At 59.3% G+C, this 20791-nt stretch carries 20 protein-coding genes; 9 read left to right on the top strand and 11 right to left on the bottom strand.

Translation table 11 applies throughout. The annotated features are described in order from the left end of the window. Positions 1–10 precede the first annotated feature (10 nt). From uvrB to BR48_RS0122645, 3 genes are all read right to left on the bottom strand, one after another. Positions 11–2821, bottom strand: coding sequence for an excinuclease ABC subunit UvrB (uvrB, locus tag BR48_RS0122655; protein ID WP_027233400.1), 2811 nt, complete (start codon positions 2819–2821; stop codon positions 11–13). Positions 2822–2935: 114 nt separating this feature from the next. Continuing rightward, entirely contained in the window at positions 2936–3193 is a 258-nt protein-coding gene (locus BR48_RS0122650) for a SemiSWEET transporter (RefSeq protein WP_027233399.1), read from the bottom strand. Positions 3194–3392: 199 nt separating this feature from the next. Beyond that, on the bottom strand, positions 3393–4589 hold the full coding sequence (locus BR48_RS0122645) for a mandelate racemase/muconate lactonizing enzyme family protein (RefSeq protein WP_027233398.1): 1197 nt from the start codon (positions 4587–4589) through the stop codon (positions 3393–3395). Positions 4590–4776: 187 nt separating this feature from the next. Here BR48_RS0122645 and BR48_RS0122640 point away from each other — a divergent pair, with 187 nt between their 5' ends. After that, complete coding sequence (locus tag BR48_RS0122640; protein WP_036815387.1) at positions 4777–5154, top strand: acyl-CoA thioesterase; 378 nt, start codon at positions 4777–4779, stop codon at positions 5152–5154. Between the two features lie 4 nt (positions 5155–5158). Here the strand turns inward: BR48_RS0122640 and BR48_RS0122635 are convergent, their stop codons facing one another. Beyond that, the gene (locus BR48_RS0122635) at positions 5159–5581 is read right to left on the bottom strand and encodes a VOC family protein (protein WP_027233396.1); all 423 of its coding nucleotides are present in this window, start codon (positions 5579–5581) and stop codon (positions 5159–5161) included. A gap of 175 nt (positions 5582–5756) precedes the next feature. Here BR48_RS0122635 and BR48_RS0122630 point away from each other — a divergent pair, with 175 nt between their 5' ends. Further along, on the top strand, positions 5757–6944 hold the full coding sequence (locus BR48_RS0122630; RefSeq protein WP_027233395.1) for a low temperature requirement protein A: 1188 nt from the start codon (positions 5757–5759) through the stop codon (positions 6942–6944). Here the strand turns inward: BR48_RS0122630 and BR48_RS26875 are convergent, their stop codons facing one another. Continuing rightward, positions 6945–7928, bottom strand: coding sequence for an extensin family protein (locus BR48_RS26875; RefSeq protein WP_348271670.1), 984 nt, complete (start codon positions 7926–7928; stop codon positions 6945–6947). A gap of 250 nt (positions 7929–8178) precedes the next feature. On the opposite strand from BR48_RS26875, the gene BR48_RS0122620 reads away from it, so the two are divergent. Further along, positions 8179–8529 (top strand): DMT family protein, encoded by a 351-nt coding sequence (locus BR48_RS0122620; RefSeq protein ID WP_027233393.1) that lies wholly within the window; start codon positions 8179–8181, stop codon positions 8527–8529. Here BR48_RS0122620 and BR48_RS25310 read toward each other — a convergent pair. Continuing rightward, positions 8458–9402, bottom strand: coding sequence for a DMT family transporter (locus tag BR48_RS25310; RefSeq protein ID WP_051615415.1), 945 nt, complete (start codon positions 9400–9402; stop codon positions 8458–8460). The two genes, BR48_RS0122620 and BR48_RS25310, sit on opposite strands and share 72 nt — an antisense overlap. An 83-nt stretch (positions 9403–9485) precedes the next feature. Next, complete coding sequence (locus BR48_RS0122610; protein WP_027233392.1) at positions 9486–10622, bottom strand: PQQ-dependent sugar dehydrogenase; 1137 nt, start codon at positions 10620–10622, stop codon at positions 9486–9488. Between the two features lie 306 nt (positions 10623–10928). Here BR48_RS0122610 and greA point away from each other — a divergent pair, with 306 nt between their 5' ends. Genes greA through BR48_RS0122595 form a run of 3 tightly spaced genes read left to right on the top strand, consistent with a single transcriptional unit; the run spans position 10929 to position 13198 of the window. Next, positions 10929–11402 carry a transcription elongation factor GreA gene (gene greA / locus BR48_RS0122605; protein ID WP_027233391.1) on the top strand — a complete coding sequence of 158 codons (474 nt, stop codon included), beginning with the start codon at positions 10929–10931 and terminating at the stop codon, positions 11400–11402. A 3-nt stretch (positions 11403–11405) separates the two neighbouring features. Next, a complete protein-coding gene (locus BR48_RS0122600; RefSeq protein ID WP_245273693.1) occupies positions 11406–12467 on the top strand; it encodes a glycosyltransferase family 4 protein in 1062 nt (353 codons plus the stop codon). Next, positions 12464–13198 (top strand): glycosyltransferase family 25 protein, encoded by a 735-nt coding sequence (locus BR48_RS0122595; protein ID WP_027233389.1) that lies wholly within the window; start codon positions 12464–12466, stop codon positions 13196–13198. Before BR48_RS0122600 ends, BR48_RS0122595 begins: the two co-directional genes overlap by 4 nt. Here the strand turns inward: BR48_RS0122595 and BR48_RS0122590 are convergent. Together BR48_RS0122590 and BR48_RS0122585 are read right to left on the bottom strand one after the other, a co-directional pair. Beyond that, entirely contained in the window at positions 13195–13665 is a 471-nt protein-coding gene (locus BR48_RS0122590; RefSeq protein WP_027233388.1) for an Lrp/AsnC family transcriptional regulator, read from the bottom strand. The two genes, BR48_RS0122595 and BR48_RS0122590, sit on opposite strands and share 4 nt — an antisense overlap. Before the next feature lie 98 nt (positions 13666–13763). Continuing rightward, positions 13764–15164, bottom strand: a complete 1401-nt coding sequence (locus tag BR48_RS0122585; RefSeq protein WP_027233387.1) for a TrkH family potassium uptake protein — start codon at positions 15162–15164, stop codon at positions 13764–13766. A gap of 312 nt (positions 15165–15476) precedes the next feature. On the opposite strand from BR48_RS0122585, the gene trxB reads away from it, so the two are divergent. From trxB to BR48_RS25305, 3 genes are all read left to right on the top strand, one after another. Then, positions 15477–16451 carry a thioredoxin-disulfide reductase gene (gene trxB / locus BR48_RS0122580; RefSeq protein WP_027233386.1) on the top strand — a complete coding sequence of 325 codons (975 nt, stop codon included), beginning with the start codon at positions 15477–15479 and terminating at the stop codon, positions 16449–16451. Between the two features lie 152 nt (positions 16452–16603). After that, on the top strand, positions 16604–17500 hold the full coding sequence (locus tag BR48_RS0122575; protein WP_027233385.1) for a LysR family transcriptional regulator: 897 nt from the start codon (positions 16604–16606) through the stop codon (positions 17498–17500). An 81-nt stretch (positions 17501–17581) separates the two neighbouring features. After that, complete coding sequence (locus BR48_RS25305; RefSeq protein WP_051615414.1) at positions 17582–18091, top strand: DUF2380 domain-containing protein; 510 nt, start codon at positions 17582–17584, stop codon at positions 18089–18091. Positions 18092–18323: 232 nt separating this feature from the next. Here the strand turns inward: BR48_RS25305 and msrP are convergent, their stop codons facing one another. Together msrP and BR48_RS0122560 are read right to left on the bottom strand one after the other, a co-directional pair. Next, entirely contained in the window at positions 18324–19295 is a 972-nt protein-coding gene (msrP, locus tag BR48_RS0122565; RefSeq protein ID WP_027233384.1) for a protein-methionine-sulfoxide reductase catalytic subunit MsrP, read from the bottom strand. Between the two features lie 134 nt (positions 19296–19429). Next, positions 19430–20632, bottom strand: coding sequence for a pyridoxal phosphate-dependent aminotransferase (locus tag BR48_RS0122560; protein ID WP_027233383.1), 1203 nt, complete (start codon positions 20630–20632; stop codon positions 19430–19432). Positions 20633–20791 lie beyond the last annotated feature (159 nt).

The raw sequence follows: 20791 nt of genomic DNA, 5'->3' as shown, positions 1-20791 counted from the left end.
CGCTGCCCGATTACCGCCCCGGCCGACCGGTCTTACCGGGTCGCCGCTTCTTGCGCGCATCGCCTGCATCTTCGTAGGACCCGACGCCCGAACGCTCACGCCGAACGATCTCGTGGTCGTTCTTGTTCGTGCCGGTAAAGGCGGGCTTTTGCGGAACTGAACCGACGACTGGTTTTTCCGTCCGGCCAACCGTCATCTCGTCGAGCGTGTTCTTGCGGAAGACGCCGAGCGGGCGCGTGGTATCGCCGCCCATCTCGTCGAGATGCGGCTTGCGGAACAGCTGTGAGTCCTGATCTTGATCGTCGGTGACGACGCGGTGCATCGCCCGTCCCGCATTGTGACGTCCCTTGGTGCGTCCTGTGGCCGGACTTTCCAGTTCCACCTCGCGCGCCATCGGGTCGTCCGCGATAGCAAGTTCCGTCTCGCGCAGGCGCTTGATCTCGTCGCGCAGCCGTGCCGCCACTTCGAAGTCGAGGTCGTCGGCCGCTTCGCGCATCTGCCGTTCGAGATGCTCGAGATGCGACTTCAGATTGTTGCCGATCATGGCGCCGGACTCGGCAAAGCCGGAAATGTCAGCCCGTACGTGGTCACGTTCGTAAACACTGTTGAGAATGTCGGCGATGTTCTTCTTGACGCTGGCGGGCGTGATGCCGTGCTCGGCGTTATAGGCCTCCTGCTTCTCGCGGCGGCGGTTGGTTTCCGCCATCGCCCGCTCCATGGAGCCTGTCACGTGGTCCGCATAGAGGATGACCTTGCCGTCGACATTGCGGGCGGCACGGCCGATCGTCTGGATCAGCGAGGTTTCGGAGCGCAGGAACCCTTCCTTGTCGGCATCGAGAATGGCGACGAAACCGCACTCGGGAATGTCGAGACCCTCGCGCAGAAGGTTGATGCCGACGAGAACGTCAAAGGCGCCAAGCCGCAGGTCGCGCAGGATTTCAATGCGTTCGAGCGTGTCGATATCCGAGTGCATGTAGCGCACCCGCACACCCTGCTCATGCAGATATTCGGTCAAATCCTCGGCCATGCGCTTGGTGAGAACCGTAACGAGGGTGCGGTAACCCTTGGCGGTCGTCTCGCGAATTTCGCCGAGCACATCATCGACCTGGCTCTTCGCCGGGCGCACCTCGACAGGCGGATCGATCAGGCCGGTTGGCCGGATGACCTGTTCGGCAAAGACGCCGCCCGATTCTTCCATCTCCCAGTTGCTCGGTGTTGCCGACACCGCAACGGTCTGCGGGCGCATGGCGTCCCACTCCTCGAAGCGCAGCGGACGGTTGTCCATGCACGAGGGGAGGCGGAATCCATATTCGGCGAGGGTCGCCTTGCGGCGGAAGTCGCCCTTGTACATGGCGCCGATCTGCGGAACCGTAACGTGGCTCTCGTCGATAAAGACCAGCGCATTGTCCGGAATATACTCGAATAGCGTCGGCGGTGGTTCCCCGGGTTTGCGGCCGGTCAGATAGCGCGAATAATTCTCGATCCCGGCGCAGGAGCCAGTGGCCTCCAGCATTTCCACATCGAAGGTGCAGCGCTGCTCGAGGCGCTGCGCTTCGAGCAGGCGTCCAGCGGCGTTGAGTTCCACAAGCCGATGCTTGAGCTCTTCCTTGATCGATCGGATCGCTTGGTTCAGCGTAGGGCGCGGCGTCACATAGTGCGAATTGGCGTAGATCTTTACCGAACGCAAATCGCCCGTCTTTTGCCCGGTCAGCGGATCGAATTCGGTAATTGCCTCGATCTCGTCGCCGAACATGGAAATGCGCCAGGCGCGGTCCTCAAGGTGGGCCGGGAAGAGTTCGATCGTGTCGCCGCGCACGCGGAACGAGCCACGCGTGAAGTCCATGTCGCGTCGCTTGTATTGCTGCGCCACGAGATCGGCGAGCAGGGCGCGCTGGTCGAGGCGGTCGCCGATCTTCATCTCGAAAGTCATCGCCGTATAGGTTTCGACCGAGCCGATACCGTAGATACAGGAGACGGAAGCGACGATGATGACGTCGTCACGCTCGAGCAGCGAGCGTGTGGCCGAGTGGCGCATCCGGTCGATCTGCTCGTTGATCGAGGATTCCTTTTCGATATAGGTGTCCGAGCGTGGAACGTAGGCTTCCGGCTGGTAGTAATCGTAGTATGAAACGAAATACTCTACCGCATTGTTCGGAAAGAAGGATTTGAACTCGCCGTAAAGCTGCGCGGCCAATGTCTTGTTTGGCGCGAGAATGAGGGCCGGACGCTGGGTCTGCTCAATCACTTTAGCCATGGTGAAGGTTTTACCCGAACCCGTAACGCCGAGCAGGACCTGGGTGCGGTCATCATCCTTGATGCCGGAGACGAGATCCTGGATTGCCGTCGGCTGGTCGCCAGATGGTTGGAAATCGGTCTCCATGCTGATCTGGATGCCGCCCTCGGATTTTTCCGGGCGGGCCGGTCGGTGCGGCTGCCATGCGGCTCCGTTCTTGAAGAGCGGATTGCCACTCTCGATGAGCGCCGCCAGCGCTGCGACCGTTGCCGTGGCTCCGCCCGGTGCGATACTTCCAGCATCCTCGAGCCCGATATCGAGGCCTGCAACGGGATTAAGGCCTGCGGCCGCGCGCGTCTTCGGGTCGGTCGATCCGCCGATCGACGTCCCGCGTGATGTCCGCGACGCGCTGGATTGCGTCTTGGCGCCCTGCTTTGCCTTGGCCTTCGCTGGCTTGGCTTTGGCCGAAGCTTCTGTGATCTGGTTCGCCCAATCGCTGATAGAGCCGGAAAGCGGCGTGCCTTCCAGCTCGGATTGGGGCGCTTCGCCGAAACCGCTTACTTTGTACTTGTCAGGAGATTTAGCCATTCGTCGAATATGGTAAGAGTCCGGCGAAATGGAAAGGGCGGCCCGGCAGAAACTGACAGGCTCCTGACAACAGGTTGTCAGGAGGGCGGCCAAGCCAGGCCGGTTTGCTGGCAATCAGCCGTAGCGGATTTTCAGGCCGAGAATGGCGAGGATGAGCAGGAAAGTGACGCCGTTTGCCATGATCACCGGCCATGAGCCGATCATCATGCCGTAGATCAGCCACAGAAAAACGCCGAGCATCAGCGAAGCGTTGGATACAAGGGAAATGCTGGCCGTTTCGCGGTGCCGCATGATCTTGATGATCTGCGGGATCCAGCACAGCGTGGTGATCACGGCAGCAAGGCTACCGACAAGTTCAATATGGAGCGGCACGGATCGGGTCTTTCGAAGAAAAATGCGATTAATATATGAGCTGATTTTTCCTTGAAATACAGCGGAATAATGGCATCAAGCTTTACATGCGACAATTATTTTCGTGGAACGCGGGAAGGCAGCTTTGACGGCTATGGCTGAGCGCGCCGAGGCGGGAACGCGACCGGCCTCAGAGCCCAGATCGATAGGTCCATTGGGATCATACGATAAGCGGATCACGTCCCATGCCGAGATGCAGGTCATGGCCGTCATACGCGTGCGCGGCGGCGACGTCCTCGTTAAGTTCGACGCCGAGGCCGGGGTCCGAAGAGGGGATGACGTAGCCATCCTCCCACTTGATCGGCTTCTTCAGGATATCGGCGTGGAACCCTCCGAAGCCCTGGATACATTCAAGGATCAGGAAGTTCGGGCTGCAGGTGGAGATCTGGATGTTGGCGGCTCCGACGATCGGCCCGCAATAAAGGTGCGGTGCGATCTGCGCATGGAATGTCTCCGCCATGCCTGCGATCTTCTTGGCTTCGAGAATGCCCCCGACGCGGCCGAGATTCATCTGCAGTATATTGGCGGCACGATTGACGAGAAGGCGCTGGAATTCGTACTTCGTCGTCAGGCGCTCGCCGGCCGCGACCGGGATCGAGGTGTGCTGCTGCACATACCCCATGTTCTCCGGCATATCAGGCGGCACCGGTTCCTCCAGCCACAGCGGAACATAGGGTTCGAGCCGCTTGGCCAGCCGCACCGCGCTGGTCGGCGTCATCTGGCCATGGGTGCCGAACAAAAGGTCGGCCTTGCTGCCCACGGCTTCACGCACGAGGCGAACGAATTTCTCGCCGAGATCGAGTTGTTCGAGCGAAAGCTGGCGCGGATCGAACGAGGTATAGGGGGCAACGGGGTCGAACTTCACCGCGGTATAGCCTTCCTCCACATATTCGGCAGCACGCTCCGCTGACGCTTCCGCGTTCCAGTAGATGGCGGAAGTTTCGCCGAGTTCGGGCTTGGGATAGATGTAGGTGTAGCTGCGCAGACGCTCGTGCACCTTGCCGCCAAGAAGTTCATAGACCGGCTTGTCGGCTTCCTTGCCGATGATGTCCCAGCAGGCCATTTCCAGCGCCGAAACGGCGCCCATGACCGTCACGTCAGGACGCTGGGTGAAGCCGCTCGAATAGGCGCGGCGGAAAAATCGTTCGATGTGGTGTGGGTCTTCGCCTATGAGCCAGCGCTCGGCGACGTCCTCGACGACCTTGCGCATAATCTGCGGACTGACCGTGGAATTATAGGCCTCGCCATAGCCGACAACGCCGGAGTCGGTCGTCAACTTGACGAAGAGGAACCATGTGCCGCCGAACGAGGGCGGCGGATTACCGACCACGAAGGTCCTGACGTCGGTTATTTTCATGATCCCCTCCGGAACGTTCGCTGTATTGCCAGACTAAGCCAGCGGCGATACGAAACCGAAACCGGTCAACGACCCGCAATGTCGGGTTTCTGACAGTTGCGGGCGAAGGCCCCTTTTCAATCCCGCGACCGCACCCCATCATGGCGGCAACGCAATTCATTGACGGAGACGGCAATTGACCGAAGAGATGAAGCCTATCGGCGAACTCACCCTGCGCACGCTGGCGATGCCGGCGGACGCCAACGCGGCCGGGGACATTTTCGGTGGCTGGGTCATGGCGCAGATGGATTTGTCCTGCGGCATTCGGGCCGCGGAACGGGCGCGCGGACGCGTAGTGACGGCTGCCGTCAAGGAAATGGCCTTCGCAAAACCGGTCAAGATCGGCGATACGCTGTGCATCTACACCCATATCGCCCATGTCGGACGCACTTCGATCACGCTGAAGGTCGAGGCCTGGGCGCAACGTTACCTGTCCGATCTGATGGAACTTGTCACCCACGCCGACTTCATCATGGTTGCGCTGGACAAGGACGGCAAGCCCACCCCGGTTCCGAAGGAAATCTGACCGATCAGCTCTGGCTGCCGATCATGTAGCGATCCCAAAATCCAGCTGCCGCTTCGATTTGCTCGACAACGTCGATCCAGAGGCCCGATGGATCATGAAAGCCAAAGCGGCGCTGGCCAAACGGCTCATCGGTCAGCGGGTATTCGATCTTGAGGCCGGTGGACGCGATCTTGTCAAAGGCTTCCCGGGCATCCTCCACCTGGAGTTCGAAACACATGCCGGCTCCGCTGAACTTTTCCGGGCCGGGCGGGGCGGACGGGTGGTCCGGCGTCATGAAAGCAATACTGGCCGATTGATCTTCGGCCATGAGGTAAGAGAACCAGGTGCTGTCGAATGCGCTGACAAAGCCAAGATGCTCGATCCAGAAGTCGCGGCAGGCCTCCTTGCGGTCTGTGACGATGATTGGATAGCGGTCAACGAAGCGCATGGGTTCCTCCCGGAGTTGTTTGATCATCTAAAAGTGGGAAAGCGGCGCGCGAGCGCAACCCCAAATTGTCAGGAGTGTCGAGCGCGCATTCAGGTCCTGGCCGCGCCAAAAACCATTTCATTTTTGGCTGGAACCACTTCATCTTACGGGCAGGGCAATGATTTGGGAGATGGGCGTGGCATTCTTCGGGGCAATTCGGGACTATTCCCGTCAGCGGGATGCTGCTGATAGTGCGAAGGTCGATTTTGTCGAACTCTTCTTCGATCTCGTCTTTGTATTCGCCATTACGCAGATATCGCATTTCCTCCTGCATGATCTGAGCCTCAAGGGCCTTGCCGAAAGCGCGCTGCTGCTCACCGCCGTATGGTGGGTATGGGTCTATACGATGTGGGTCACCAACTGGCTCGACCCCGCGACCGCGCCAGTCCGCACGATGCTGTTCGCGTTGATGCTCGCCGGGCTTGTGCTCTCCACCTCGATACCCGCCGCCTTTGCCGGACGTGGCATCGTCTTTGCGCTCGCCTATGTCTCAATGCAGCTTGGACGCACGCTGTTCATGCTGTGGGCAGTGCGGCATCACGACGACGCCAACTTCCGCAACTTCCAGCGGATTGCCGTGTGGCTCAGTATTTCGGCGATCTTCTGGCTGGCCGGTGGCCTGGCCATGCCGGAATATCGTCTACCGCTGTGGGCAGGGGCGCTGGCAATTGAGATCCTTGGGCCGGCCGTGGGATTTTGGGCGCCCCGGCTTGGCGCTTCAATCACCACGGACTGGAATGTCAGCGGCGACCATATGGCCGAAAGGGCTGCCCTTTTCATCATCATTGCACTCGGCGAATCCATCCTCGTATCCGGCGCCACCTTTTCGGAGCAAGAATGGAGCCTGGTTTCGCTGGCGGCGTTCTTGACGACTTTCGTCGCGTCCGTCGCCATGTATCTTATCTATTTCAATCTCGGCCAGTCGGCGGCGCATCACAAGATTGCAGAGACCGACGATCCGGGGCGAATCGCCCGCATCGCCTATACCTATGTCCACGTGTTGCTGGTCGCTGGCATCATCGTCGTCGCCGTCTCGGACGAGTTGGTGCTGGATCATCCGCTCGGCCATGCGGAAGCTGCCATGATCTGGACGTCGGTCGGCGGCACGGCGCTTTATCTTGTCGGCAATCTTCTCTTCAAGCGCTATGTCAATGGCCGGGTGCCGCTATCCCATCTCGTGGGGCTGGTGCTGTGTGCCGGATTGGCGGTCATTTGCCCGGCTCTTTCACCGCTGGCGATCGGCGCCGCGACCAGCGCCATCCTGATCGTCGTCACCGTCTGGGAATATCGGAGCTACAAGCAGCGGCAATTAAATCCGCACTGATCAGCGGCAGGCGCGGTGGCCGCTGCGCCGCTGCATCAGGTCGAAATGGAAGTGCGTGCTGTGAAAACGGTCGTAGCCAGGTCCGAGCACCGTGGTGAAATAGTCGCAAGCATCCGAACGAACGGTGTTGAGAAGACCACGCTGGCGGAACGAGAAGAGCCCCGGCCTTTCGACCTCGATTTCGCGGCCGTTGTTGAGCGTGATTTTCGCAATGTCGAGCGCATTGCCCCTGGCGTGCTCGGACATGGGCCGGCCGCGCTGGCTGCTCATGGTGCGGCAAGAATAGCTCGACGCCTGATGTATGGTGTTGATGCCCGAAAGGTAGCGCAGCCGCGTCGAGGGCGAGAGGTCGCCCTTGACCCAGCGGGCAAATGCAAGCGTCATCTGGCAATTCAGGGTCGCCGTCGGCTTCAGCTTTATATTGCCGCTGGCAAAGCCGCTGACCGCGAGCGGATGGTCGATGCGGCAGGCGCCGCCATCGTTGATTGGCGGCTTTTCCTGAAACACCACGCCAAGCTTCTTGAGTTCGGTGCGGCAGGCCATCTCGCCGCCGGACATGCCGAGAACGCTTTCTCCGCGTGCGATAGGATCGCGTATCGCATTGGGATAACTATAATTTTTCAGATACCCATAGCTCTTGTCATCATCCGACGGGGGTTCCATTTCCGGCAGGGAATAGGGCTTGGTCTCGCCAAGCCGCGGAATTTCCGGTGCTGCCTCGGGTGGCTGCAGGGTCGGCGTCGCCGGCTCGATCGGTTCGCTTGCCGCCTGGCTGGTGTCGGGCACAGAAATGACGTCGGGGGGTGGCCCAGACATTTGGTCCATCCCGGAGCTCGGCAGCGTTTGCGTTTCGACGGCGACCTGGTTTTCCTCGCTGGCGAGCGATCTGCTGGCAATGGCGGTATCCGAACCGCTGCCGACGTCGGCCATGGGACGGCGCACCTCGTCCATGCCACAGCCACTGAGGGTCGTCGACACAGACAACAGCAGTATCGTGGATAAGCGCTTCAAGCGCACAGCGGACGACAACGCACAACTCATGTCACCACATCCCATTGCCTGAATCGAGGCGCAGCAACGGGTGAAAGTAGAGGCAAATCGTAAAGGAAAGGTCAGCGGCTTCTTAACATTTGGGATCGAAACATGGCGTGCCCGCAAATGGCTTGATTTTGCTGCAATTGCCGGTGCATTTAGCCTGCCGTAGCCAACGACCTAGCTTCCTGAAAGAGCGATCATGCCGAATTTTCTATCGCCATCCATTGCGCCCATTTTCCTGCTTATTGCTTCCAATGTTTTCATGACCTTCGCCTGGTACGGTCACCTCAAGTTTCCGTCAGCGCCACTGGCGAAGGTGGTTTTCATCAGCTGGGGCATTGCGCTGATGGAATATTGGCTGGCCATTCCCGCCAATCGCATCGGCCACACGGTCTATTCGACCGCTGAACTGAAGACGATGCAGGAAGTCATCACGCTCGTCGTCTTCAGCCTGTTTTCGGTGTTTTATCTCAAGGAATCATTCACCTGGCAGCACGTGGCCGGATTTGCCCTGATTGCCGGCGGGGCGACCTTGATCTTCAAGGCGTGACTTGTTGCGCAGCATCGGGATGAGTTCGACAGCGATCATTGCCGAAAAAATGAGGGCGCACCCGACAAGGCCCTGAAGCGTCAGGCGCTCGCCGAGCAGAATGATGCCGAAGATCGCGGCAAAAAGGGCTTCGGACGAAAGCATGATGGCAGCCTGCGGCGCCGTTGTGAAACGCTGGCCGACGGCCTGCAGGGTGAAGCCTACGCCCGACGACAGGACACCCGCAAAAATGAGTTCCGGACCGGCCGCGAGGATCGAAAACAGTTCGGTCCGCTCGCTTGTCATCGAGACCACCAGGCCGAGGACGCCGCAAACCAGATACTGCACGAGGCACAGCATGATCGGGCGCCCACTCTGAACGCCGATGCGGTTGATGAAGATGATCTGCAGTGCCCAGAAAACCGCACATCCCACGATAAGCCAGTCTCCAACAGTCAGACCATCGAGCCGGCCTCCGGAAAGAAGGTAGATACCGGCAAGCGCAGTCAGGGCGCAGGGCCAGACGACTGGATGGGGCCATTGCCAAAACAGGAATACGCCGAGGATCGGTACCATGACGACGTAAAGCCCAGTCAGGAACCCGGCATTGGTGACCGACGATGTGAGCATGCCAACCTGCTGCAGGGCTGCGCCGGAAAAGAGCAGGAGGCCGATGAAGACAAAGCCGAGATAATCGCGCTGTGTCAGCCCTTGGCGCGCGTTTTTTGCCTCGCGAATCGCGAGAGGCAGGACGGTCAGCGCCGCAAGAAAAAAGCGGATGGCGACAAACATGAACGGCTTGACGCTGGCCATCGCCGTCGACTGGGCAACGAAGCCGAAACCCCAGATCGCTCCGGCAAGAAGCAACAGAATATTGGCCCGGCCATGCGTCATGACGATCCCACAAGTTGGTGCGGTTACATCAGGTTCCGCAGTCGCAATTGCTCTAACTGCTGCAACCGCCGACTGCAAGACGCTTAGCTCGCTCGCGCGCGTGTCAATCGAACGATCCTGCCATCAGCATCGTCGGTTAGAAGATAGACCGAGCCATCCGGCGCGACGCGGACGTCGCGGATACGGCCGAACGCGTCCTTGAGCATGCGCTCCTCGGTTCCGATCGTGCCTTTTCCATCGCGTTCAAGTCGCACCAGCGTTGCAAACTTCAGCGATCCGACAAGAAGATCGCCCTTCCATTCCGGAAACATCTCGCCTTCGTAGACGGCGAGCCCCGACGGCGCAATCGACGGATCCCAATAGTAGAGTGGCTGCTCGTAACCCTTGGCTTTCGTGCCCTTGCCGATCTTGGCGCCGGAATAATCCTTGCCGTAGGAGATGACCGGCCAGCCATAATTCTTGCCTGCCTGGGGTTGGTTGATCTCATCACCACCCTTGGCCCCATGCTCCACAGTCAGGAGCGACTGCGTGACTGGATCCCAGGTCGCCCCTTGCGGATTGCGATGGCCCTTCGACCAGATTTGCGGCAGGCCACTCTTGCCATCGGCAAAAGGATTGTCCGCCGGCGTGGTACCGTCGGCATTGATGCGAAGCACGGAACCTGCTTCATCCTTGAAATCCTGGGCGCGGTTGCGGTCGCCGCGCTCGCCCATCGTCACGAACAGCTTGCCATCTGGCGTAAGGACGATGCGCGAGCCGAAGTGCTGGCCCTTGCTGGTCTTCTTGCGCATCGAGGTGAGGACGGTGACGTCCTCGAGGGTTCCGCCCTGTCCAATGCCCACGAGTCTGGCGCTTGCAATCGCAGTGCCGGCGCCGTCCTTGCCAGGTTCTGAGAAGGTGAAAAAGATGCGCCCGCTTTGCGCAAAATCCGGCGCCAGCACGACATCGAGTAGGCCGCCCTGGCCCATCGCAGCGACCTCCGGTACACCTTTCAGCGGGTCCGATACATTGCCATCCTTGACGATCCGCATATTCCCGGCGCGCTCCGTGACGAGAAGGGCGCCATCGGGAAGGAAGGCGAGGCTCCAGGGGTGGTCGAGATTGCTCGCGACCGTCTCGGAGGCGACGGGCGCTTTCTCGGTGTCGAAGGTCTCGGCCTGTGCCATCTGGGCGCCAAAGCAAAGGGCGCTTGCCAGCAAAATAGCTATTCTCCGTCGCATCGATGAGGGTCCTTTCATCGTGGGCGTTGTCGGGCGTGGCGAGTCAATTTGGGAAATTGAGAACACATTTCGACGGTTCGGTCGCCTCACAGTGATGTGAGTCCCTCGTGATTCGATAATGCATCGCCCCGCAAATCCGTTTGCCGGCACTATTTCCACTTTCTTCGTGAAATTGCCTGAAACGATGCTATATTAAGTCAGGAATGATTGAACGGTTCCGAAGCTTTAAGCTCCGGCGACCGTTTTCTTTTTGTGCCGCGCGGCTCTGTTTTGGCCCGTTTTGGCACTACAACGAAAGGAGAGGACATGGAAAAGGTCCCGATGACTCAGGCAGGATTTGACAAGCTCAAGGAAGAGCTGCGCTGGCGCCAGCAAGAAGAGCGGCCGCGCATCATCCAGGCGATTGCGGAGGCGCGCGCTCATGGCGACCTTTCGGAAAACGCCGAGTATCATGCTGCCAAGGAAGCGCAGAGCCACAACGAGGGTCGCGTCGGCGAACTCGAGGACTATACGGCGCGCGCCGAGATCATCGACATTTCCAAGCTTTCCGGCGACAAGATCAAGTTCGGCGCAACGATCCGTCTTGTCGATGAGGATACCGAGGAAGAGCGGACGTACCAGATCGTCGGCGACCAGGAAGCCGATCCCAAGGCGGGCCGGATTTCCGTTTCCTCGCCAATCGCCCGCGCCCTGATCGGCAAGAGCGAAGGCGACACGATCGAAGTCAATGCGCCAGGCGGCGCACGGTCCTACGAGATCCTCGGCTTCAGATTTGTTTAAGCGGTGTCGTTCGATACCGTGTCAAACGTCGAGGTGATCGCGCCGAACTTCAAGCGCACGCTTTCCGGCGTCACCTCGACCATCATCCAGCTTATTCCATTGCAACGCGCGAACGGCCTCAAGATAGCAACCTTGGGGCCGGGCCTGCCGGACGATCTGCCGAAGATCCGCTGGTTGGGGCTACCTGGCCTATGGCTAAGGCCGCGAACCCGTCCGTTCCGCATCTGGCACGCCCGCCGCAATACGGAGATGGTCGCAGGCATTTTCATGCGCTCGGTCTTGCGTATGCGGCTGAAGTTGCTTTTTACCTCGGCGGCGCAGCGCGACCACAGGTCCTTCACCAAGTGGCTTATCCGGCAAATGAACGCCGTCATTGCGACGAGCGGGAAATCCGGCAGCTTCCTCGAGGTGCCGCACACGGTGATCATGCATGGTGTCGACACCGAGCGGTTTCACCCGCCATCGGGCGAAGAGGACAGCTTTGCGGCCTCTGGCCTGCCGGGGAAATATCTTATCGGCTGTTCGGGCCGGATTCGGCATTCGAAAGGAACCGATCTCTTCGTCGACGCAATGATCAGCCTTTTGCCGCAGCATCCGGAATGGACGGCAATCATGACCGGCCGCACGACCGTTGAAAACAAGGGTTTCGAGCAGGAACTGCGGCAGAAGATCGCCGCCGCCGGACTTGAGGACCGCATTCTTTTCCTCGGCGAAGTGCCGGACGTGCGCGTCTGGTATCGCCGCATGACGCTTTACGTTGCCCCGTCCCGCAAGGAAGGCTTCGGCCTGACGCCGCTCGAAGCCATGGCGTCGCAGACGGCGGTTGTCGCGAGCGATGCGGGCGCCTATGCCGAGATGATTACACCCGGAACAGGATCGGTCGTTCCTGCGAGTGACGGTAAGGCGCTGGAAGCAGCGATCGCGCCTTATCTTGCCGATCCGGCCCATTGCGCCGATATGGGCAAGGCCGGCCTTGCGCATGTCCGGCAGAATTTTCCGCTGGAAAAGGAAGCCGGAAAGATTCTCGACGTCTACGAAGCTATGTTCGCGGGTGGGCTGCGGTGAAGACTGCGGCGCTGATCATCCATCTAAAGCGCGCCACAAAGCGCGGCGAACACGTCGAGAAGCTGATCAAGCGCCTGCCAATCAAGGCTGAAATCCTCAATGCCGTTGACGCCGTGAACATGACGCCGGGCGAAATCGATACGGTCTATGCCCGGTCATTGCACATGCCCTACTACCCGTTCGAGCTGCGTCCTTCGGAAATCGCCTGCTTCCAGTCGCACCGCAAGGCCTGGGCGACGATCGTCGAGCGCGATCTCGATGCGGGGCTTGTCATCGAGGACGATGTCGATATCGACGACGGTCCATTCGCCGAGCAACTGGCGCTGGCGCTGGAGACCATTCAGCCCGGCGATTATATCCGCTTTCCGCGCTGGACGCGGGGCGAACATGGAACCGACATTGCGCGCAAGGGCACCTGTTCGATCATGCAGCCGCGCTTGCCCGGCCTTGGCATGCAGATGCAACTTGTCGGCCGCGAGGCGGCCGCAGAACTCCTGAAGGCGACGGAGCGGTTCGATCGTCCGGTCGACACGACGATACAGATGCGCTGGCTGCATACCGCGCGCATTCTTTCCGCGCGGCCGACCACCATTCGCGAGATCGATTTCGATCTTGGCGGCACGGTCGTTCAGGGCAAGAACAAGAATTTCGGCGCCCGCTTGAAACGGGAAATTCTAAGGCCGTATTACCGGGTCGCCTTGAACCTCTACAGCCGCACGCGACGAACCTAGAGCACCATCAAAGGTTCGTTCTTTACCGAGCGGATGGTCAGCGATGTACGCACCGAATCGACGTTCGGCGTCGAGGTGAGTTCCTCGATGACGAAGTTCTGGAAGGTGGAAAGGTCGCTCGCAACGCAGTGAAGCAGGAAGTCCGATTCACCCGAAACCATCCAGGCGCGGCGCACGAGCGTCCAGTTTTGGGTCTTTTCGGCAAAGCTCTTCAGATCGGCATCGGACTGGCGGTGCAGGCGGATCATGCAGAACGCGACGATGTCCTGGCCAAGTACCGCGCCATTGAGTATCGCGCGATAGCCCTGAATGACGCCGCTTTCCTCAAGTTTGCGCACGCGGCGCAGGCAGGGCGGCGCCGAGATACCGACGCGTTCGGCGAGCTCCACATTGGTGATGCGGCCATTGTCCTGCAATTGTTTCAGGATTTTCCAGTCGATCGCGTCGAGTTCCGCCTTCAGAGGCATGGGTGCCTTTATCCTGTTTCACACGGTAAGTGCGTTATACATAAGCGATTCCTGCTGCTGTGTAATGCATTGCCCGCCGGTTGCAAACAGGTTGCGATTTATCTCGTCCAGAAGCGACGGGTAAAGAGAATAACGACGGTGACGATTTCGAGACGTCCTGCGAGCATCAGATAGCTCAGAACCAGCAGCGATGGATCGCCGATTGTCGAGAAATTGCCGGCCGGGCCGATCGTTTCGCCAAATCCTGGGCCGACATTCGAAAGCGCAGTCAGCGCGCCGGTGAAAGCTGTCCCGAGATCGTTGCCGAGCATGGCAAGCACCGTGGCGCCTGCGACGAGCGAGGCCATGTAGAGAAAGATGAACAGGAGCGCCGATTGTGCGACTTCGTCGGTGATTTCCGATTTTCCATAGCGCATCTTGACGATGGCATTCGGCAGGATCAGACGCGTCAGGCTCGCAGATGCCATCTGCCAGAGAATGATGAGGCGATTGATCTTGATGCCGCCGGAAGTTGAACCGGAGCAGCTGCCGATGAATGTCACGAGGAAGAATATGCCGAGTGCCTCGGCACCCCAAAGCGTATAGTCTTCTGTCGCAAAGCCCGTCGTGGTGATCACCGAGACAAGGTTGAACGTTGCCGCGATGATCGCGTCAACAAGCCCTATGCCGGTTTCCAGCATCAGCCCGGCGGCAAGGATCGCACTGAAGCCGACAATGATGATGAAGAACAGCGTAACCTGCGGATCGCTCATCGATACCCGGCGTTGCGGCATCGCCGCTTTGATATAGAGCACGAAGGGCAAGGCACCGAGGATCATGAACACGGTGGCGATGATGAGGATGGCGCGGTTGTGCGCGTAAAAGCCGAGTGATGAATCGTGCGTCGAAAAGCCCGCCGTCGCAACGGTGGTCATGCCATGATTAATAGCGTCGAACATGCCCATTCCGGCAACAAAATAGAGAATGGTGCAAATCAGCGTCAGGCTGACATAGGCGAGGACGATGCCGGTCGCGATCTGGTGGATGCGCGGCAGTATCTTCTCCGACTTGTCCGAGGATTCCATGTGCAGCAGCTGGATGCCGCCGACGCGCAAGGACGGCAGCAGCAAAAGGCCGAGGCCAATGAAGCCGAGGCCGCCGAACCAGCACAGCATCGAGCGCCAGAGCAGGATACCGCGCGGCATCCTGTCGAGACCGGTCAGAACCGTGGCGCCGGTGGCAGTAATGCCGGACATCGACTCGAAGAAGGCCTTGATGATGCTGATAGGCAGGGGCGAGAAGATGAAGGGCAGGGCGCCGAACACGGCCGCACTAAGCCAGAGGGCGACTATCAGCAGGAATCCAAGCCGGGGGGTGAAGCGGATCTCGGGGTGGTGCGTGGCAAGGCTGGTCAGCCAGCACAGGACAGCGGTAAGACCTGCTGCCTGGACGAAGACGAGCCAATCGCGGCTGCCGGCCTTGAGGTCGATGAGGGCCGGTATGAGCATCGTCGCTGCCATGATGAGGCCGAACCGCGCGCATAGATTGATGATGGTGCGAAAAATGGCGTTGACCTCCATCCGTCAGAAATCGGTCGCTACGTTCTGGAAAGGGCGGTGGTCCGCATTTTTGACATCTTCAGTTTCATAACTGGTTCGTGCAGAGCGCACAATGGAACGAAGAGGCGGGAAACGCAGCAGCAAGCTGTGGCTAACCCGCCTATGTTTTGCACAGACCTTGCAACACCGGGGGCTGAGCCACTACCTTATGGCGGTCGAACGCGAGCTGTGGCCCGCGCCAACTTTTGTGAGAAATGAATTTAAGGTCTTGTTATGTCGAAGCGCCATGTGCCCGTTCTCATTATCGGCTCCGGTCCAGCGGGTTACACCGCTGCGATCTACGCTGCCCGCGCTAATTTGAAACCGCTTATCGTGGCGGGCCTGCAGCAGGGCGGCCAGTTGATGATCACGACGGATGTCGAGAACTATCCGGGCTACGCCGATCCCGTCCAGGGACCCTGGATGATGGAGCAGATGCGCATTCAGGCCGAACATGTCGGGGCCGAAATTGCGCATGACATCATCACCGAGGTCGACTTGTCGATGCGCCCCTTCCGGCTGGTCGGGGACGGTGGAACGCAATACACCTGCGATGCGCTGATCATTGCCACAGGCGCACAGGCGAAGTGGCTCGGAATTCCGACCGAACAGTCCTTCATGGGCTTTGGCGTTTCGGCCTGCGCCACCTGCGACGGATTCTTCTATCGCAACAAGGACGTGGTCGTCGTCGGCGGCGGCAATACTGCCGTCGAGGAAGCGCTCTACCTTGCCAATCTTGCAAAGTCGGTGACCATCGTTCACCGCCGCGACCAGTTCCGTGCCGAGAAAATCCTCCAAGATCGCCTGTTCAGCAAAGAAAACGTCACGGTCATCTGGGACAATGTCATCGACGAGATCACTGGGACCCAAGCCAAGGCGCCGCTGCCGGCATCGGTCTCGGGCGTGCGCCTGAAGAACATCAAGACTGGCGAAACCACTGATCTTGAGACAGATGGCGTCTTTGTTGCCATCGGTCACGCGCCGGCCGTGGAGCTCTTCAAAGGCAAGCTCAAGCACAAGCCGAACGGCTATCTTTGGACGGCGGCGGATTCCACGGCAACCGATGTTGCGGGCGTCTTTGCTGCCGGCGATGTCACGGACGACATCTACCGTCAGGCGGTAACTGCAGCAGGCATGGGTTGCATGGCAGCACTTGAAGCCGAACGCTGGTTGGCCGCCCAGGAACCAGTACGCGAAGCTGCTGAATAAGAATAACCGCCGCGCACCGCGCCTGATGGCACGCGGGGCTGCGGTGGAATGTTGACTGGCCCAACCTCAGACAATCAAACATGATTTTGGGGGCAATGGGTCAAATGGAGCTGGCCGCGATGGCGCGGCCGGAGTGGGGAGAAAACTGCGCGATGTCGCTTGATTGGGACAAGTTGCGAATATTTCATGCTGCGGCAGAAGCTGGGTCGTTCACCCATGCTGCCGAGACATTGCACCTGTCGCAATCGGCTATTTCCCGTCAAGTCAGCGCCCTGGAGCAAGATGTCGGCGTGCCGCTGTTCCATAGGCATGCACGCGGTCTCATCCTGACCGAACAGGGCGAGGTACTTTATCGCACCGCCCACGAAGTTCTCATGAAGCTTGAAAACGTCAGGTCGCGACTTACGGAAAGCAAGGACAGGCCGTCTGGAAAGCTGCGCGTGACGACGACGGTCGGCCTCGGTTCAGGCTGGCTTATCGAGCGCGTTCAGGAGTTCATCGAACTCTATCCTGAAGTCCAGTTGCAACTCCTCCTCGACAATGAGGAACTCGATCTGACGATGCGCCATGCTGATTGCGCCATTCGCCTGCGCCAGCCGCAACAGCCGGATCTTATTCAGCGTCGACTCTTTACCGTACACATGCACGTCTACGCCGCGCCGGGTTATATTGCCAAGTATGGCAAGATCGAAAGCATCGACGAAATCGATTCGCATCGCATCATCAGCTTCGGCGAGCCTGCGCCCTCCTATCTCACCAATCTGAACTGGCTGGAGGTCATCGGCCGATCGGATGGGAACCTCAGGCCGGCGGTACTGCAGATCAACAACCTTTTGTCGATCAAGCGTGCCATCCAGAAAGGTGTCGGCATCGGCGTGTTGCCGGACTATATGGTGGAGAAGGACTCGACCCTTGTTCGGCTTCTGCCCGAGATGGAATTGCCGTCCTTTGATACGTTCTTCTGCTATCCGGAGGGCATCAAGAACGCCGCAAAGCTGCATGTTTTCCGCGATTTCCTGTTTTCCAAGGCGCGCACCTGGGCGTATTAGACTATCCTTTCTTCGCAGGCGAATTATAGTCCATCGTGAGGCACCTTCGAACGGACGGCCATTTCGCCGGCACGGTGTGTCATGCCTGCAGTTGCTCGCATATCGATTGCGTTTTTGAGTCTGCTCCTGGCCTCTGGTCACAGCGATGCAGAAACACAAACGCTGATCGCCTCCGCCAATTTCGATTTCGTCGATACGTCCGGTGAGCCCCGGGACCAGTCCGCCGACCATCAGAGGCGGCTGAGGGAGCTTGCCGACTATCTGCGCCGGCAACTGGCGGAGCAAGGCAAGTTCAAACTGGTGCCGTTGCCATGCCAGGACGGCCAATGCACCGCGACCGACCCGGGATTTGCAGCGCTCTCCGCAATGGCGAGGCAGAACGGCGCGTCCTATGTCGTCATCGGCGCCGTGCAGAAAACCAGCACGCTCATCGGCTGGCTGCGATACTCGGTGCTGGACGTGCGGGACAGCCGCGCCGTCTGCGGCGACTTCATCACCTATCGGGGCGATACCGACGAAGCGTGGCGGCGGGCTGCAAAGTTTTCGGCCGGACAAATCGTTCGGCATTGCGATTTCAATACGCAAAAATGATGAATTCTTAAGCGAACTGGCGCGCTATGCATCAGATGCATGGGTGCAATGCACAATTGGGTGTTGCAAGAAAAGGTCAAAACCTTCATATCCACATCACTTGCCGGTGCGTCTCCTCCTCCCATTGCGCGCCCGCAAGTGTTCCCCTCTGGAGGTTTTAGCCGGAAACGGCACCTTCAAAACTTAAGGCCGGGCATTTGTCCGGCCTCTTTTCTTTTCAGGGGTATGCTTTTTAGCGATAGAGTTCTTCACCCTCGATCCCCGCATATAATCCAGCCACCTGTTCGCCATACCCGTTGAATAGCAACGTCGGCACGGTCTCGCCCGTGTGCAACACACGCTCCTGCGCCTGGCTCCAGCGCGGGTGCGCTACATCCGGATTGACGTTGGCCCAGAATCCATATTCGTTCGAGGCGAGCCCTTCCCAGAAGCTTACCGGCTGCTCGTCGGTGAAGCTGATCTTGCGGATCGATTTGATCGATTTGAATCCATATTTCCACGGCAGGGCAAGGCGAAGCGGCGCGCCAAACTGGTTGAGCAGCGGCTTGCCATAGGCGCCCGTCACCATGAAGGCGAGTTCGTTGGCCGCCTCCGCCATGGTTACCCCCTCCACATAGGGCCAGGTATAGAGGAAGCCATTCTGGCCGCTCGCCATCGCCGGATCGTAGAATGTCTCGAAGCGAATATATTTCGCCGAGGCGGTCGGCTTTGCCAGTTCCACAAGCTTCGCCAACGAGAAGCCGGTCCAGGGTATGGTCATCGACCATACCTCGACGCAGCGGTGCCGGTAGAGACGCTCCTCCAGCGGCATTTTTGCCTCGAGTTCGGCAAAGGCGATGGTGAAGGGTTTTTCAACCATGCCGCCGATTTCAATGTCCCAGGGATTGGTGACGAGTGTCTGCGCCTCGGTCCATATGTCCTTATCGCCACCGAACTCATAGAAATTATTGTACTTCGAATTGATCTCTTCCGGTGTCAGGCTGCGGTCGAGTTTATAGGCCGCATCCTGTTTCGCGGGGTAGAGCGCCGGGTTGCCCGCAGGCAAAGTTGCAGCCCGCGCAGCTTTCGGCAGGCTCGCGCTGGCCGCAAGCGCCAGCGCACCGAGGCCCCAGGCCTTCAAAATGTCCCTGCGATCGAGAAATGCCGTTTCAGGGGTCGCCAAGGCGTCGGAACTCGCCCAGGGCTTGCGAATTATTATGGCCATGACCACTCCGTTATGTCGGTTTCGGGGTGCAAAATAGCCAGTAATCGTGGGTCGTTCTCACACAATGGCGTGATTAGTCGGCGGAACGGAAAGGGGCCGCTTTACGGCCCCCTTCGCTGGTCTTCTGCAATCAATCAGCGAAGGCTGGCGCAGAATCGCTGAATGCGCTTGCCGGCCTCTTCGAGGTTGGAGTCGGAGGTTGCATAGGAAATGCGGAAGTTCGGGCCAAGCCCGAATGCCGAGCCATGTACGGCCGCGACAGCTTCGATTGCCAGCAATTCGCTGACGAAATCCTCGTCAGTTTCGATGACCTTGCCCGACGGCGCGGTCTTGCCGATTGCGGCCGCGCAGGACGGATAGACGTAGAATGCGCCTTCGGGTTTGGGGCATTCGAGGAGCTTGGTCTGGTTCAGCATCGAGACGATCAGGTCGCGACGTCCTTCGAAGGCCTTCTTGAACACCGGCAAATGTTCTTGCGTTCCATCAAGCGCTTCCACGGCCGCCCACTGCGAAATGGAACTCGTCCCGGAAGTCTGCTGGCCCTGGACCATGTCCATTGCCTTGATCAGTTCGAGCGGGCCGGCGGCGTAGCCGATGCGCCAGCCGGTCATGGCATAGGCCTTCGAAACGCCGTTCATCGTCAGGGTGCGGTTGTAGAGGTTCGGCTCGACCTGCGCCGGCGTGACAAACTTGAAGTCGCCATAGGTCAGGTGCTCGTACATGTCGTCGGTCAGCACCCATACATGCGGATGGCGCATCAGCACATCCGTCAGCTTCTTCATTTCGTCCCACGTATAGGCCGCGCCCGAGGGGTTCGAAGGCGAATTCATGATGATCCACTTGGTCTTCGGCGTGATCGCACGCTCGAGATCCTCGGGCTGCAACTTGAATTCGTTCTTCTGCAGCGCGGAGACGATCACCGGGGTGCCGCCGCAAAGCGCCACCATTTCCGGGTAGCTTACCCAATAGGGCGCAACGCAGATCACTTCATCGCCTGGATTGAGCGTCGCAAGCAGCGCGTTATAGATGACGTGCTTGCCGCCGGTGCTGACGATAACCTGGTTGGCCTTGTATTCGAGGTCGTTCTCGCGCTTGAATTTGCGCACGATCGCTTCACGAAGCTGCGGTATGCCCGCGACGGGCGTATATTTGGTTTCGCCGCGGCGGATGGCGGCAATTGCTGCTTCCTTGACATTATCGGGCGTATCGAAGTCCGGCTCGCCGACCGATAGGGAAATGACATCACGGCCCTCGGCTTTCAGATCGCGCGCTTTCTGGGTGATCGCAATGGTTGCGGAAGTCTTCACACGGGAAAGGGCGTCTGCGAGGAATGCCATTTTGTCGTTCTCCAGAAACGAGGGTTGATAACCGCCGGGCGGTTGCGGGGTTCGTATGTCGCAATGGAGGGCGAATCGCAAGCAAAAGCATGCCCTGAAGGCTTTTCATCGCTCACTTTCTATGCAGGGTGTGACATCGAACTGGCGAAGCATCAGCTT

Origin of the sequence: Phyllobacterium sp. UNC302MFCol5.2 (assembly GCF_000686005.1) — a bacterium.
In the GTDB taxonomy this organism is placed as follows: domain Bacteria; phylum Pseudomonadota; class Alphaproteobacteria; order Rhizobiales; family Rhizobiaceae; genus Phyllobacterium; species Phyllobacterium pellucidum.
This window is presented reverse-complemented; position numbering and strand designations above follow the sequence as displayed.